This window comes from Paenibacillus aceris, from assembly GCF_017874035.1.
In the GTDB taxonomy this organism is placed as follows: Bacteria; Bacillota; Bacilli; order Paenibacillales; family NBRC-103111; genus Paenibacillus_E; species Paenibacillus_E aceris.
In genome coordinates this window covers 60,769-74,566 of record NZ_JAGGKV010000005.1, presented here as the reverse complement: position 1 = coordinate 74,566, position 13,798 = coordinate 60,769, and the positions used below count along the sequence as shown (strand labels likewise).

Sequence of the window (13,798 nt, the reverse complement as noted above, 5' to 3'; positions counted from 1 at the left end):
AATTGAGTGGCAGCTAGAATTCGTTAAACTACCCACTTTTGTTCAGATATCCTACGCTACCGTCACGATGATGGGCTGATTCTTTGTAATAATGATGGTGTGCTCATGTTGTGCCGCAAAGCCGCCGTCCGGTAGACATAAAGTCCACCCATCCGACTGCTCAACGACATAATCCGCACCCGTTGATAAAAAAGGCTCAATAGTAATGACTAAACCCTCTTTCAATACACGTTTATCGTGCTTGTTATAAACAGGAAGAATCTCTGTAGGAGCCTCATGTAAGGATTTCCCAATACCGTGACTGCACAAATTCTCTATAACCTTATAGCCGCCTTTTTTGGCCTCGATTTCAATAATCCTTCCGATTTCGTTCAGTTTTACTCCATGCTTAAGTGAAGAGATTACTTTCATCATCGTATTGTGTGTGTAGCGACAGAGGCGCATTAATGATGGGTTGAATGGAGGTATCGGAAAAGAATGTCCCGCATCCGCATAATAGCCTCCCAATTCTGCCGAAACATCGATATTTATTAAATCACCAGGTTGAATGATTCGATTTCCCGGTATGCCGTGGGCAACTTCATTGTTAATGCTAATACATGTGTTGCCCGGGAAATTGTATGTTTTTTTAGGTGCCGGCACAGCCCCATGCTTTTTCAAAAACCATCCTCCAATCTCATCCAGTTCCCTTGTCGTCATTCCGACACGTGCGTTTCGTTTCATTTCACTAATCGTCAATGCAACGATTTTGCCAATTTCTTTCAGAGCATCGATATCGTTTTGAGATCCTACTGTCATAAAATCCCCTCCATTTTCCAGATGAATTTATTTTACCACATAGAAAGAAAAAACCTCCGCCGCTAACAAAAAAACACCAACCAACTCGTGGTGGTGTCGGATTGTCATGGCTGTTTTTTGCCACAAAAAAGCAGTTCGCTTTGGGCCCTTCTATGACTTACTTTTTTGTCTGGCCCAGCATATGGTCCACAGTCTTACTGAGCTGGCTAAAAATAAAATTCGGCGCTATCCGGTTCATCATTTTCAAAGCATTGCTTTGGCCGGGCCGGATTTCGTATTGGTCCCTCTCCATTCCTTTGATCGCAAAACTCACCATGTCAGCGACTGGCATCGCCTTTGAACCTGTCAACTCTGCCGGATCGAACGTATCCACCAAGGGAGTTGCTGTCAACGGTGGAGCCAGCTCGAATACTTTGACCTTGGTGTTTTTAAGCTGTGCTCGTAGTGAAAGCGTATAGGAATGAATGCCGGCCTTCGCTGCGCAATAAATGGGCGAGATCGGAAGAGGCACGAACGCAAGGCCTGATGAGACATTTATGATCGCAGCCGACTCTTGCGTTTTCAGATGCGATAAAAATTGCTGCACCATCCAGATCGGACCACTGAGATTCGTTTCGATCTCGCTGTTCAAATCCTCCAGGTCGTTACCCGCAGTATGAAGATTTATTTTTCGCATAAACCCTGCGTTATTGATCAAGACATTGAGCTTGGGAAATTGCTTCACCACCGAAGCATACAAATCTGCAATCGCTTGAGGATCTCCCGCATCGCTCTGAAACGTATGTACCGTTGGCAGCTTTTTCTTAGCCGCATCAAGCCTTGCTTGATCCCGCCCCGTAATAATAACGGTATTCCCGAGCTTCAACAGCTGACTTGCAAATTCGAAGCCAATGCCGGATGACCCGCCCGTAACAAGAACTGTATTGCCGCTCATTTTCATCAGATTCCAACCGTCCCTTCCATCTCCATGAGTGTGGTACTTTCTACCAATAAGTGTACATGAAGTTTATAAAGATAGGAAGGGCAACAAGCCGTTACCTCAGTCGATTTTGATATACACCTTGCCAGCCTCTACTTTGACAGGATATGTTCTAAGCTTGACACAAACAGGCGCACGCTTAGGCTCTCCGGTCTTCACATCAAATCGACCGTTATGCTTCGGACACTCTATGATATGGCCCATAACTAAGCCGTCAGCCAAATGAATTTTTTGATGTGTGCAAAAGCCGTCTGACGCGAAAAACTCGTTGTTATCCGTTCGGTAGACTGCAAATGTACGGTCTCCAAGGTCAAACCGCACTACGTCCTCTTGGTTGATATCTTCAGCAGCATATGTTTCAATCCAACCTTTATGTTCCATCTCCGATTCCTCCAGCTATTCGCATAATTCAATTCGCAACACGATCCGATTCAAGCACTGCTTCCTCAGGACCAAACTTATAGGAACGGGCAGTACCCGGTAACGGACGATCGATTGTAAAAGCAGGATCCTTCCCCTGTTTCACAAGTGCAACTATCACGTCCTTGAGGGCAGACCCAAAACTACGCGATGCTGGCGGGCAGTCCCCTTTGATCTCTTCATGCAGGTCTGCTAAAGCATGATAAGGTACCATGGGGAACATATGGTGTTCGACATGATAGTTCATATTCCAATAAAGAAACCGTAGAATAGGGTTCATGTAGATCGTACGCGTGTTCAACCGATGGTCAAGCACGTCTTCATGCAGCCCTAAATGCTGTGTCATACCGAATAGGAGCACGAATGCCATGCCATAAAAGGAAGGCAAGCCGACAAACATGGCCGGTAAAAGGCTTCCCATTTGCAAACACCATACGAAGATAGCTGCATAAATAAGCAAGTATATACGAGCTTCCAAAAATGTCTTGCTGTGCTCCGATGGAGGAATATACGTATATTCCTCTTTGTCGAGCTTGCCGAAGCAATGAAGGAAAAACTTATAAAACTCTCGCGGTCCCCCATAGAGATGAAAAATTTGCATAAATATTATTTTCCAAATAGGAGGTCGCTCCATCACGATTTCCGGATCTCTTCCGACGATAATCGTATCGGTATGGTGGCGGGTGTGACTCCATCGCATGGGTGTTGCCGACCTCAGAACCATAAAGGAGGCGATCTGATACAGAACTTCATTCATCCAGGGTGTCTTAAAAGCTGTCCCATGACCGCATTCATGCCATCTTGAATCACCGGGAGTTGCGTATAGAATGCCGTAAAGTGCGAATGCTGGAATCGCCCACCATGATCCCCAACAATAATAAGCAACAATTCCCATTACGAAAAGCGCACCAAACCAAATGAAGGTGTCTCTAATAGCCGGCTTGTCTTTTCGTTTCATAAGCTCCTTAAGCCGCTCGCGCGGAATCGGACACGTATACCAATCCGCCTCTGCCAGTCCCTTTTCCTGTGCGCGTTTGTTTTCTGGACCACTCACACGATAGTCTCTTCTTTTTAAATTGGGATCCGCCATTTTTTATCCCCCTTATCCCTTAATGCCGCCCAAGGTCATCCCTTTTACAAAATATTTTTGCAAAAATGGATAGACTGCGATGATCGGCAGACTCGCCACTATGGTCATTGTTGCCCTTACGGCAAGCGGCGTAACCTGATTCGTTGTTTGTCCTGCCACATTGCTGAACACATCTGCAGCCGATTTCTGCGACATCGAAGCGTTCGAGCTTTGCAATACTTTCATTAATTCATACTGTAATGTGCTTAAATTAATATTGGATGAATTATATAGAAACACATCGAACCAAGAATTCCATTGCCAGACCGCAACAAATAACGATACGGTGGCAAGCACAGGCGTACATAGCGGAAGGACGATTCTCATAAATGTTGTAAATTCGCCGCATCCGTCCATGCGGGCACTTTCCAAGATCCCCTCCGGAAGCCCCTCGATAAAAGAGCGAATCACGATAATATTGAATACGCCCACCGTGCCCGGAATAATGTACACCCAGAAACTATTAAGCAAATGAAGCTCTTTGATCAGCAAATAATTCGGAATTAATCCCCCATTAAAATACATCGTCAGTACAAAAGCGACTGTGACGAACTTGCGCAGCACGAACTCCTTCCTGCTGATTGTATAAGCTACCATCGCTGAGCAAAATACGCATATAACCGTACCAAGTACGGTTCGCAACACGGAAACAAGTGTTGCGTGAAAAATGCTAGCTTCCTTGAACACATACTCGTAGTTATACCAAGTAAACACTCTTGGCTTAAGGAAGATGCCGCCCCTGATCGAATCGTTGGCATCATTCAATGAAATCGCCAGCGTATTAATGAAAGGATAAAGTGTAACGACGATGAGCATAATCATAAACACATTGTTGCTAAAATCAAAAATACGATCTCCTATACGGCTATCACGTCTTTTTGCTGAAATGGTTTTCGTTAACAACGTCTCCGTCCCCCTTAGAACAGCCGTGGTTGGCCTAATTTCTTGGCCAAATGATTCGCAGAGAAGAGAAAAATAAAACTGATGACCGTCTTGAACATGCCAGCAGCGGTCGCGAACGAAAATTTGCCCATCGCTATGCCGTATTTCAGAACAAATATGTCCAGATTTTCGGAATAGTCTGCTGTCAATCCGTTGCCGAGCAAGTACTGAGGCTCGAAGCCCGATTCCAGGATGTTGCCTAAATTCATAATAAGCAAAATAACAATAATCGGCTTCAACGCAGGTAAGGTGACATGCACAATTCTCCTAAATCGGCTCGCCCCATCCATTTCTGCTGCTTCATACAAGGTTGGATCAATCGTCGTCATCGCAGCCAAATAAATGATCGTATTCCACCCTACATTTTTCCACACTTCGGCTGCACCAAGAATACCCCAAAAATATTTCCCCTCAGCCAACCAAAGAATAGGCTCGTTGATCACATGAAGCTTCATCAACAAAATATTGACGATACCGTTCTCAGTCGATAGAGCGCTGGAAACGATGTTGGCCGCCACAACCCAAGAAATAAAATGCGGCAGGTAACTGACGGTTTGCACGAACCGTTTGAACATCGCCCTGCGCAGCTCGTTTAAAAGAATAGCCAGCGTAATCGCAGTCACAAAGCCAAGCACCAGATTAATGGAGCTCATGACCACAGTATTGCGCATGACCCGGTAAAATCCGTCGTCCAGAAACAAAAACTTAAAGTTATCGAATCCCACCCACTGTTGATCAGCCAGCTTTTTCGCCGGTTTAAAGTTTTGAAATGCGATCGTCCAGCCCCATATGGGGACATATTTAAAAACGAGCAGCCAAATCACGAACGGCAAGGACATGGCGGCTAATGCTTTTTGATTTCTCAATTTGATGAAAAAAAGTTTTGCCCCTGTCGGTTTAAGCACCTGCATCCGCTTAAGGGACGCTGGTTTTGCAATGGAATCAGCCACTGTATTCACCCCTACTGATAGCGTTTACCATTTACCGTTAATGCGGTCTTTTACAATTCGGGTTATCGTATTTTCATAAGTTTTGGCATCTAACTTGTTGAATTCTTTGATGTATTCATCCCAAAGTGACCAAAAATCGGCTGTCGAGGCTAAGATCATTTTCGGGAAATATTTGCGCTGCAGGTCAACGGTTTTTTGGACAAATATATCTTCCGGCGTCCCTTTGCCAATCCCTGCGCTCCAGGCTGGATACCATTTGCGCTCGTCAGGCGGCGAGAACAGATCTGAGAATACTTTTGCATGATAAGCACTCAAAATGGCTTTGTCCCCATCGGTATATCCTTGCTCGACAACTGACGGTTGCAAATTCGGATTTTTGGGATTGCCATCGGCGAATACGCTGAAGTTACCCATCATCGGCCATAAATAGCCGTAAATGTCGATGCCAAACTGTTTCTGGAAGTTCGGATCGCTTGTTTTCTTAATTTGTTCCGGTGAGCGGGTAAATTTGCCGTTGGCATCCACCTCGTAGGTTTCACCCTTAATCCCCCAGTTAATGAGTTTCTGATTCTCTTCGGTCACCATGTTATCGAAATATTCAATAATGCGAACCGGATCTTTCGCTTTGACCGTAATGCCAATTCCACGATTTTGAACAAATGTAGGAGGATCCAAGTATTGGTCCTTCGTCCCTTTATCAAATACGATAGGCAAAGCAATGTATCTTCTATCGTCGTCGCCTTCTTTTAGCAAGCTTTGGCTCGCTGGCTGGAATTGCCATGCGTAATCGAACATGCCGAGCACGCGGCCAGATGAAATTTTGGCCAAATATTGATCATAATTCGCTACCAACGATTCTTTATCGAAAAAGCCTTGATTGTTCGCTTCGTTCAACTTCTTTAAATACCTTTTCGTTATCTCATCATCGCCGTAATATTGCGCCTCGTGCGTCTTCATATCGACAATAACGCCGCCGTCATTCGGATAACCAGCCAGATGCATAGGCGGATTCGTAAGCGTGAAAAATCTCCAATCATGAGTCAGTGTTTCGAATCCGATTGTATCTTTTCCATTGATTTGCGGATGTTTCTCCTTATAACGTTTAATGATGTCGAAGTACTCATCCAGCGTTGTAATGGTAGGATAACCGAATTCCTTCAGCACACCCCGCTGAATCCAGAAGCCGGAAGTCGGATTCGGGTCAGGCATATATCCCTGCGCCGCCTCGAACGGAATATGATATATATTTCCATCCTTGGCTTTCATCATGTCCAAGTAAGGACCATAGAGTTTCATAATGTTCGGTGCGTGTTTCTTCAAAAGTTCGTTCAACGGGATAAAGGCCCCGGCATCGAGAACTTTATCCATCGCACTATCCGGAATTAGCACATCCGGGTAATCTCCGCTGGCTATCATAACCCCAATTTTCGTATTAATGTCACCGACCAGATGCTCAATTTTAAAATTGACCCCAGTCTGCTCCTCTAACTTTTTACCGATCGTCGTTTCGTTCGTATTGACATCTTTCCCGGGACGCGCTGCGTTAAAGTAGCTAAATGTTACTAGCGCCTTGGCTGGCTTTGCCATGTCATCATTCTGCGTCGTTGGTGCATTGGAAGCGGTTGCGTTTTGACTCGTGGTATCGTCATTGGAACAACCGATGATCCCGAGCACTATGGTAAGCATCATAAATATCCACCCGAATTTTCTGCTTTTCATTTGTTTGTTGCCCCTCTCCGCTAATTTGTCCCGGCTCATTCTCTTCGCTGCCTATACTTGTTATGTTTGGAACATAAGTAAAGTATATTAGAGCGTTCAAATAGCGGACAATCTACGAAGTGAACAACATATTGTAATTTTGGAACATCTTTAACAGGCAGCCCGGCAAAATATGCAGCCGGATTGATCCGTTATGCGCTCAGGTCGAGACAAAGCCTTCTTTTGTACTTTTGATACTTTTGCGGTAATCTCCCGGCGTTTTCCCTACGCTTTCTTTAAATATTTTGCTGAAATAGGCGGCATCGCCAAAGCCGCACACCGCTGCAATCCGCTCGAGCGTATTGTCCGGCTCCTCCAACAACTGCAAAGCTTTGCGCAGCCTCAGCATTTTCAGCATCTGCATGGACGACACCCCGTAGGTTTGCTTGAACACCCGGTTAAAATAGCCAGGATGCAAATGTACCAGCTGTGCCAAATCCTCTCTCATCAGCTTTTTGTCGAGATTGTCCTCCATATGTTTCACTACTTGAAGAAACCGGTCCTCGGTAGAAAGCTTCGAGGCCGGCCGGCTTGGGCTGCCGGAAACCATCCAACTCTCCAAAATGTCGCCTAACAGTTGAAGCGCAATCGCTATCCCCTTATAATCACGCAGCGGTGAAGGCGGCTCATTCCACATATGGAGCAGTACCTCAAAGGAAGCCGCATAGCTGTCCGCATGAAGCAGCGTGATGACTCGGCTTACGGGAAACCGTTGAAAAAAGCTGAGCTGCGGAATGACCCGCACTTCGATCAACATCCATAAATGAACCCCCGGTCCGACTGCAATTTCCGTGAATGGCAAATTCGGAGGGTGGATCATCACATCCCCTGTCTTAGCCACATCCACCGCACCGCACGACCTTGATTCCACTTCCCCTTCCAGCACAAACGATACCGTCCAATACGGTTTGACCATTTCCAGGTGAAACGAATGATAAGCGGCTTTCTCAACATGATACAAAGAGAAGTCCATATTTTCACGGATACTTAGCTTTGTTTGCAATTCAGCACCCCCGTAATGTTCCAAATTTGCAATAAGTAGTTCGATTTCGACATTGTGAGAAGTTGGGTTCGGTAAGCATAATGAAATCACAAACACAATCTTTCTAAAACCAACTTGAAGGAGCGAATGACCATGTTAACCAACGAACAGCTGAAGCACTACGAAGATCAGGGCTATATTATTCTCGATCAATTTTTTTCGAAAGCGGAGATCGACGCAGTGACGGCGCAGATCGATAAACTCGATGAACAAGCCGAAAAGGAATTACAAAAATTAGGACAAAATTTCCTCAATATCCCTGGGCAAATCAATTTCAATGCGCAGCTCAACAAAAAAAGTGCAGATATCCAACGATTTTGTTGTCAGGATAAAATGGCAGCCATCGCAATGGATATTCTGGGGCCGGATGTCCAGCTGTATTTTGACCAGTCGGTGTACAAACGCCCTGAAGCAAACCGGGATTTCCCTTGGCACCAGGACAACGGCTATGCGCCGATCGAACCGATGCATTATTTAACCTGCTGGATCGCTTTGGAAGACGCTACGTTAGAAAATGGCTGCATCTGGGTTATGCCGGAATCCCATAAACAAGGCTTTGTGGAACATAAAAAGACGGATATTGGATGGCAGTGCTACTTTGAAGAAGACCCCGGCATTCCGGTTCCGCTGAAAAGCGGCAGCATGGTGATCTTTCATTCTCTTTTGTTCCACCGCAGCACGCCAAACCGCAGCAGCGCGACTCGCAAAGGATTGGTGCTTCAATATTCCGTAGCCGGTGCGGTGAACCCCGAAACGGGAATTGCCTTCGATAACGGGCCGGTCATGACGAAGAATGGCGAGTATGTGTACACCCTGCAAACGAGATGAATGCAATGAAACTATGTAGCGGAATTCGTCTCCGGAGAGGGGGATTTGCATGTCGGAAGATTCTAACAGTATCCGGTTCTGCCTTTCGAACGTCATCCAACATAAGCTGAGTGATGACTTGACCAAGCTGCAGCAAGCCGGCTGCTCCATACAAGTCGAGCGGTGTTTGAACAATTGCGGTACATGCCGCCGTTCGGCTCATTACACCCGCAACGGCGAGACGTATGCGCTGAAGTCGATGGATACCGGTTCGAACTCGGTTCATGACAGCATGATAGCCCGCATTCAGGAGTTGGAAATTCAGATGGAAAGCTTGCTTTTGAGCCTGCGGAATGAAGACGATTTTGAGCAAGCCTGCGCGCTCAATGCCCGATTCGTTCAATTGGCAAAAGAAATGATCGATTTGCGATCTAAACTCGAAAGAGCTCATGAAGAACATACACCGTTCAACGATTATGCCTCATCTGAAGTGATTTGAAGCCAAGAGAAGCCATCCCTTCGCATTGTAATGCGGGATGGCGTTTTTCTGGCGATTGATTATTGGTTATTGCGCTGAAGCGGCTAGCCTTTCTCGTATATAATTCCCGTTCGCCAAAGTCACCTGATCTGGATCCGCTTCAGCCCCAATTGATTCCTCCTCAACCATAATCCACCCGTTGTAACCCGTAGCGTTCAAATATTGAGCAATGCGCAGGTGATCGATTGAGCCTTGCCCCAGAGCTGACCATGCGCCCGTTGTCATATCCATATCTTTAAAATGAACATGTTTGATAAGGGAGCGGTACGTGCCGAATATCGTTTCCACGTCCATCCCTCCCCTAGCAATATGTCCCGTATCCGGAGCGTAGCCGCAGTACCGGGGATCAAGTCCTTCCAGCAAAATCCGGTAGTCCTGCTCAATCCGGAAGATCGATCCAGCCGGTGAATTCGGATGATAGGCACATACGATCTCCTTCTCGGAAGCTCGTCTGCTAACGGCGTTAATGTTAGCCAGCGCATTCTTTTGCCGCTGCTCCAGATCCCTCCGGTCCTTGCCCGGAAGCTGTACCAGCGTCAGAACCGTATCCGGGAAATGCTGTAAATATTGAATCACCCGATCCGCTTCAATTCGTTCAGCCTCCGTTTCTTCAGGTCCTCGCCAATCGAGTGCGAGACACAGGGCGCTGAGCCGCAAATTCCGGCGCGCCAGCGCTTCCTGCAAGGCGGCCGGTTCCTGCGTATACGGCCCAAGCATGCATACTTCCGGCTCTACACCTGCAGCTCCCGCTTGCGCGATCACATCGAGAATATGGTCCAACCGATTGCCATATTTCGCATAAGACATTTGCCACGTATATGTTTGAAATCCATATCGAATTGCCACCGATTAATCAACCTCCTTGATCCCCTCGCGAATGAAAGGAATTGCGCGCCGGCCCCATTCCTCGACTTCCGCATTAAAGCAGAAATCCACGCACCACCATTCCATCTGCGATATGACCGGTTTCATTGCCGATAAAAAGCCGGCAAAATCCACTTTTCCCGCCCCAAATGCAGCATGCGTGCTCGTTTCTTCGTCGTGAAGCGTTCCGTCTGAATCGATAAGATGAAGATGACCGATATGATCTTGGAGCAACTTCGCATATTCAATAATACCTCCCTGAAGCAGCTCCTTTTCCCCGACATGGCGCGCACCGACAACTCCGCTCATATACGCATGACTCGTATCGAACAATACTTTGAAGGCAGGGTGACCCACGGCTTCCACAAGCCGCTTCACTTCGCTTGGCTTATTTAGCCAAAAGCCGGGCTCAAACTCCCAAACGATGGTCATTCCCGCCACAGCTGCGAGCTTTGCCGATGCCCGCCAAGTAGCAACGAGTCTATCGAAATTGTCCTCATACTCTCCCACGGACAATTCGGCCGGCGGACTGACCGTATCCACACGAATGGTATCAATGCCCAAATCAGCGCTAAACGCGATATACGTTTGCAGCAGCTCCAAATAATCGTCCTGATTGCACCGGTCGGGGGGCACCGAGGTGAAATCCGGCGCATAGCCGGATATCCCGAGTCCATAAGATTGAATTTCTTCCAACAGCCCCTGACGGCTTTCCTTAGTCGGATGGCTGTATGGGGTCGGATGAGGCGCGAAGCCATTGATTTCCACACCGTCATAACCGGATGCTCCGGCATACTGCAAAATTTGTGTAAACGGCCACGGAGACCGGGCGAATGGGCCGAAAGCGAACGCCCAAGAACCAATTGATATTTTGGGATTCAACGCAATCACTCCTTAAACTTTATTCAGATCATTGATGACGGTTAAGAAAATCCAACGTGATCCGGTTAAAATCCTGCAGCCGATCCCAGTGATGCGTATGGCCGCTGCCTTCAAATATGCTTAGCTCGGCATGAGGAATCTCTCTTGCGATGGACAACGACAGATGGACCGGTGTAAAGATATCTTGGTCTCCAACAGTGATCAGTGTAGGAGCGGTGATTGCCCCGAGCTTCCCTGTCGTATGATGAGACATACAAGCGCTACATTGCGCTTGAAACGCATGAACCGGCATCGGATTGCCGTTCGTTAATGCGCTGTTCTGGCCTTCTTTAAGCCTATCTTGATGCTGTTCGTGATAAGCTGGCGTGTAGATGATGAGCTGCAGCAACTTCTGGAAATCATCTGCTTTCATCGCTTGATAGGCTGCGCCGAACGTTTCGAAGATGCGCGTAGTGTACGCATCGCATTCCGACCACGAGCAGTTAATCGTTAAAGTCCGGACACGTTCCGGAGTAGCCAAGGCCACCTCCTGCGCAATGGCGCTGCCCATCGAGATGCCAGACAAATGCATTTGGTCGATCCCAAGCGCGTCCAGCAATCCGATGGTGTCTAAGGCCATCATCCGTGTCGTATAAGGGCCTTCCGGCTTGGCGGAGCGGCCCGCTCCCCGGTTATCGACCAATATGCAGCGATAATGCTGTTCATAGACGCGCACATGCTCCTCCCATACGCTCCCGTCCGCCCCAAGACCCATCAGTAAAACCAAGGGCTGGCCTTGACCTCTTTCCGTATAATGAAGCTCTATCCCGTTAACGTGAACGATTGGCATGAACCGAACCTCCATAACCTAATTGCTGCCGAATATATTGAACACCCAAACGTGCGGCATCATCCGGGTGGTTCGCATAATCCCGCCACAAATGGAGTCGTGAGATCAGTCCGGGGACCTGCTGCCCGAATGCTTCGATGGTGAGCCAGCCGTCATAACCGATTTCTGTAAGCACCTCGAATATTTCCTTCGGTACCGCATGACCGCTACCAGGCACTCCGCGGTCATTTTCCGAAATATGAACATGCACGATGTGTGCCGCCGCCTGACGCCAAGCTTCAGGCACATTGCGTTCCTCGATGTTGCCATGATGCGTATCCGCTAGTAAGCCAACGTTAGGCAAGCCTATCTGCTTCACAAAACGCACTCCATCTGCAAGCGTGTTCACCATATACATCTCGAAACGGTTAATCGGCTCCAGCGCCAGCTTCACGCCAACTGAACCTGCGTATTCGCCCGCCTCGCGCAGCGTTTCAACGGCATAATCCCACTCATCCCGCTGCGGTGCATGGCCGGAGAAGCGTCCCAATCCTTGAAATAATGGCCCGCACAGCACCTCCGCCCCCAAAGATTTCGTATTGTCGATCGCCCGCTTCAGCGTTTGGAGCGCAGCCTGCCGCAGCGCCCTGTCCCTGCTCGCCGGATCCGCCGAGCTGGCATCAAGTGCGGCGATTGCAGTGCATCCGAGGCCAAGCTCCTTCAATATCAAGCCAAAAGCGCGTGCATCCGCTGAATCCATATTGTCGGCAGCGAATTCAACCCCGTCAAAGCCCCACTGCTTGATCGATTGCAATAATGTTAAATGCTCGGAAGGCTTGGATTGATCCGTCCACAAAAGCAAATTCATACCGATCTTCATCAATGATTCACTCCCATGGCTTTAAAATAATTTTGCCGCTTTGCTGTGAGGCAGACAATTCAAAAGCTTCCTGAATATTACTCATTGGAAACGTATGTGAGATCAGTAGTCCGGTTAAAGGCGACTGTTCGATCACTTTCATTAATTGCGGAAATTCGTTCATATTGTAATGCCACGATCCAATCAGATGAATGCCTTTACGGAGTAGATCATCGCTAACTTTAATCGGTGTCTCCGTAAAGCATTCCCCAACAAAAGCGACCTTGCCTTTGCGCTTCACCGCATCAATCTGAAGCCGATGAGCCGAGACGACGCCTGAGCAGTCTAGTCCGCAGTCCGGCCCTTTGCCGCCGGTTAAAGCTTTGATCTGCTGCACAGCATCAGGAACACGGGGATCGACGATCATGTCGGCGCCCATCTTGTTCGCCAGTTCGACACGATACGGATTCATCTCAACCGCAATGACCTTCGCACCGCGAAATTTCGCATTGACGATCGCTCCGAGTCCAACAGGTCCAAGCCCGGTGATGAGGATTGTCGTGAAAGCGTCCACTTCCATCGCTTGGAAAGCGCCATGAGAGGGGCCGAGCCCGCAGCAGGCCAGCGACGCTTGCTCGTAGGTGATTCCGTCAGGTATCCGCGCCAGCATCCAGGACGGCTTGGAAATGTACTGGGTCATCGTCGGCTCGTAATGATCCATATTGTGCTCGCAATAAATGAAATCGCCCGCAATGCACAGCTCGCACTCGCCGCAAGGATACTGCGGCATGACGACGACCCGGTCGCCAACCTTCACCTTGCTGCCCGGCGCCGCTTCAACCACTTCACCGGCCGCTTCATGCCCGAGGCAGTCCGATGTATGTCCATGAACAAACCCTTTATATTCCGCACACATCGGCGCTGCATACACTTTAACGAGCGCCCAGCCCTCCTTGAGGACCGGCTTCTCTCTTTCTACCAATTCCGCTTGCCTTACGCCGGTAATCGCTGCTATTTTCATC

15 protein-coding genes are annotated in these 13,798 nt (G+C 48.0%); 2 read left to right on the top strand and 13 right to left on the bottom strand.

What is annotated here, in order from left to right:
* Positions 1 to 51: 51 nt before the first annotated feature.
* The 8 genes from map to J2Z65_RS11330 form a co-directional block, all read right to left on the bottom strand.
* The gene (gene map / locus J2Z65_RS11365) at positions 52 to 798 is read right to left on the bottom strand and encodes a type I methionyl aminopeptidase (RefSeq protein WP_167066449.1); all 747 of its coding nucleotides are present in this window, start codon (positions 796 to 798) and stop codon (positions 52 to 54) included.
* Positions 799 to 955: 157 nt separating this feature from the next.
* Complete coding sequence (locus J2Z65_RS11360) at positions 956 to 1,732, bottom strand: SDR family oxidoreductase (RefSeq protein ID WP_240159999.1); 777 nt, start codon at positions 1,730 to 1,732, stop codon at positions 956 to 958.
* Positions 1,733 to 1,837: 105 nt separating this feature from the next.
* A complete protein-coding gene (locus J2Z65_RS11355) occupies positions 1,838 to 2,158 on the bottom strand; it encodes a MocE family 2Fe-2S type ferredoxin (RefSeq protein WP_167066455.1) in 321 nt (106 codons plus the stop codon).
* Positions 2,159 to 2,186: 28 nt separating this feature from the next.
* Positions 2,187 to 3,287 (bottom strand): fatty acid desaturase family protein, encoded by a 1,101-nt coding sequence (locus J2Z65_RS11350; RefSeq protein WP_167066458.1) that lies wholly within the window; start codon positions 3,285 to 3,287, stop codon positions 2,187 to 2,189.
* Between the two features lie 12 nt (positions 3,288 to 3,299).
* The gene (locus J2Z65_RS11345) at positions 3,300 to 4,148 is read right to left on the bottom strand and encodes a carbohydrate ABC transporter permease (RefSeq protein ID WP_167066622.1); all 849 of its coding nucleotides are present in this window, start codon (positions 4,146 to 4,148) and stop codon (positions 3,300 to 3,302) included.
* A gap of 95 nt (positions 4,149 to 4,243) precedes the next feature.
* Positions 4,244 to 5,179 carry an ABC transporter permease gene (locus J2Z65_RS11340; RefSeq protein WP_167066625.1) on the bottom strand — a complete coding sequence of 312 codons (936 nt, stop codon included), beginning with the start codon at positions 5,177 to 5,179 and terminating at the stop codon, positions 4,244 to 4,246.
* Positions 5,180 to 5,242: 63 nt separating this feature from the next.
* A complete protein-coding gene (locus tag J2Z65_RS11335; protein ID WP_167066461.1) occupies positions 5,243 to 6,937 on the bottom strand; it encodes an ABC transporter substrate-binding protein in 1,695 nt (564 codons plus the stop codon).
* Positions 6,938 to 7,136: 199 nt separating this feature from the next.
* Positions 7,137 to 7,979 (bottom strand): helix-turn-helix domain-containing protein, encoded by an 843-nt coding sequence (locus J2Z65_RS11330; protein WP_167066464.1) that lies wholly within the window; start codon positions 7,977 to 7,979, stop codon positions 7,137 to 7,139.
* Positions 7,980 to 8,111: 132 nt separating this feature from the next.
* On the opposite strand from J2Z65_RS11330, the gene J2Z65_RS11325 reads away from it, so the two are divergent.
* Together J2Z65_RS11325 and J2Z65_RS11320 are read left to right on the top strand one after the other, a co-directional pair.
* Positions 8,112 to 8,846: a phytanoyl-CoA dioxygenase family protein gene (locus tag J2Z65_RS11325; RefSeq protein ID WP_167066467.1), complete on the top strand. Its 735-nt coding sequence runs from the start codon at positions 8,112 to 8,114 to the stop codon at positions 8,844 to 8,846.
* A gap of 49 nt (positions 8,847 to 8,895) precedes the next feature.
* Positions 8,896 to 9,324 (top strand): YuzB family protein, encoded by a 429-nt coding sequence (locus J2Z65_RS11320; RefSeq protein ID WP_167066470.1) that lies wholly within the window; start codon positions 8,896 to 8,898, stop codon positions 9,322 to 9,324.
* 66 nt (positions 9,325 to 9,390) lie between these two features.
* On the opposite strand, the gene J2Z65_RS11315 is transcribed toward J2Z65_RS11320, so the two are convergent.
* Genes J2Z65_RS11315 through J2Z65_RS11295 form a run of 5 tightly spaced genes read right to left on the bottom strand, consistent with a single transcriptional unit; the run spans position 9,391 to position 13,797 of the window.
* Positions 9,391 to 10,209, bottom strand: coding sequence for a TIM barrel protein (locus J2Z65_RS11315; protein WP_167066473.1), 819 nt, complete (start codon positions 10,207 to 10,209; stop codon positions 9,391 to 9,393).
* 3 nt (positions 10,210 to 10,212) lie between these two features.
* On the bottom strand, positions 10,213 to 11,109 hold the full coding sequence (locus J2Z65_RS11310; RefSeq protein ID WP_167066476.1) for a sugar phosphate isomerase/epimerase family protein: 897 nt from the start codon (positions 11,107 to 11,109) through the stop codon (positions 10,213 to 10,215).
* A gap of 28 nt (positions 11,110 to 11,137) precedes the next feature.
* Positions 11,138 to 11,938 (bottom strand): alpha/beta fold hydrolase, encoded by an 801-nt coding sequence (locus J2Z65_RS11305; protein WP_167066479.1) that lies wholly within the window; start codon positions 11,936 to 11,938, stop codon positions 11,138 to 11,140.
* Positions 11,919 to 12,797, bottom strand: a complete 879-nt coding sequence (locus tag J2Z65_RS11300) for a sugar phosphate isomerase/epimerase family protein (RefSeq protein ID WP_167066482.1) — start codon at positions 12,795 to 12,797, stop codon at positions 11,919 to 11,921. Before J2Z65_RS11300 ends, J2Z65_RS11305 begins: the two co-directional genes overlap by 20 nt.
* A gap of 7 nt (positions 12,798 to 12,804) precedes the next feature.
* Positions 12,805 to 13,797, bottom strand: a complete 993-nt coding sequence (locus J2Z65_RS11295) for a zinc-dependent alcohol dehydrogenase (protein WP_167066485.1) — start codon at positions 13,795 to 13,797, stop codon at positions 12,805 to 12,807.
* Between the last annotated feature and the right edge of the window lies 1 nt (position 13,798).

Excerpts from the sequence above, each read along its gene's own strand:
- J2Z65_RS11360 (WP_240159999.1), bottom strand. The coding sequence starts at position 1,732 with ATGAGCGGCAATACAGTTCTTGTTACGGGCGGGTCATCCGGCATTGGC.
- J2Z65_RS11320 (WP_167066470.1), top strand. The coding sequence starts at position 8,896 with ATGTCGGAAGATTCTAACAGTATCCGGTTCTGCCTTTCGAACGTCATC.
- J2Z65_RS11340 (WP_167066625.1), bottom strand. The coding sequence starts at position 5,179 with ATGCAGGTGCTTAAACCGACAGGGGCAAAACTTTTTTTCATCAAATTG.
- J2Z65_RS11305 (WP_167066479.1), bottom strand. The coding sequence starts at position 11,938 with ATGCCAATCGTTCACGTTAACGGGATAGAGCTTCATTATACGGAAAGA.
- J2Z65_RS11335 (WP_167066461.1), bottom strand. The coding sequence starts at position 6,937 with ATGAAAAGCAGAAAATTCGGGTGGATATTTATGATGCTTACCATAGTG.
- J2Z65_RS11355 (WP_167066455.1), bottom strand. The coding sequence starts at position 2,158 with ATGGAACATAAAGGTTGGATTGAAACATATGCTGCTGAAGATATCAAC.
- J2Z65_RS11295 (WP_167066485.1), bottom strand. The coding sequence starts at position 13,797 with ATGAAAATAGCAGCGATTACCGGCGTAAGGCAAGCGGAATTGGTAGAA.
- map (WP_167066449.1), bottom strand. The coding sequence starts at position 798 with ATGACAGTAGGATCTCAAAACGATATCGATGCTCTGAAAGAAATTGGC.
- J2Z65_RS11345 (WP_167066622.1), bottom strand. The coding sequence starts at position 4,148 with ATGATTATGCTCATCGTCGTTACACTTTATCCTTTCATTAATACGCTG.
- J2Z65_RS11300 (WP_167066482.1), bottom strand. The coding sequence starts at position 12,797 with ATGAAGATCGGTATGAATTTGCTTTTGTGGACGGATCAATCCAAGCCT.
- J2Z65_RS11325 (WP_167066467.1), top strand. The coding sequence starts at position 8,112 with ATGTTAACCAACGAACAGCTGAAGCACTACGAAGATCAGGGCTATATT.
- J2Z65_RS11350 (WP_167066458.1), bottom strand. The coding sequence starts at position 3,287 with ATGGCGGATCCCAATTTAAAAAGAAGAGACTATCGTGTGAGTGGTCCA.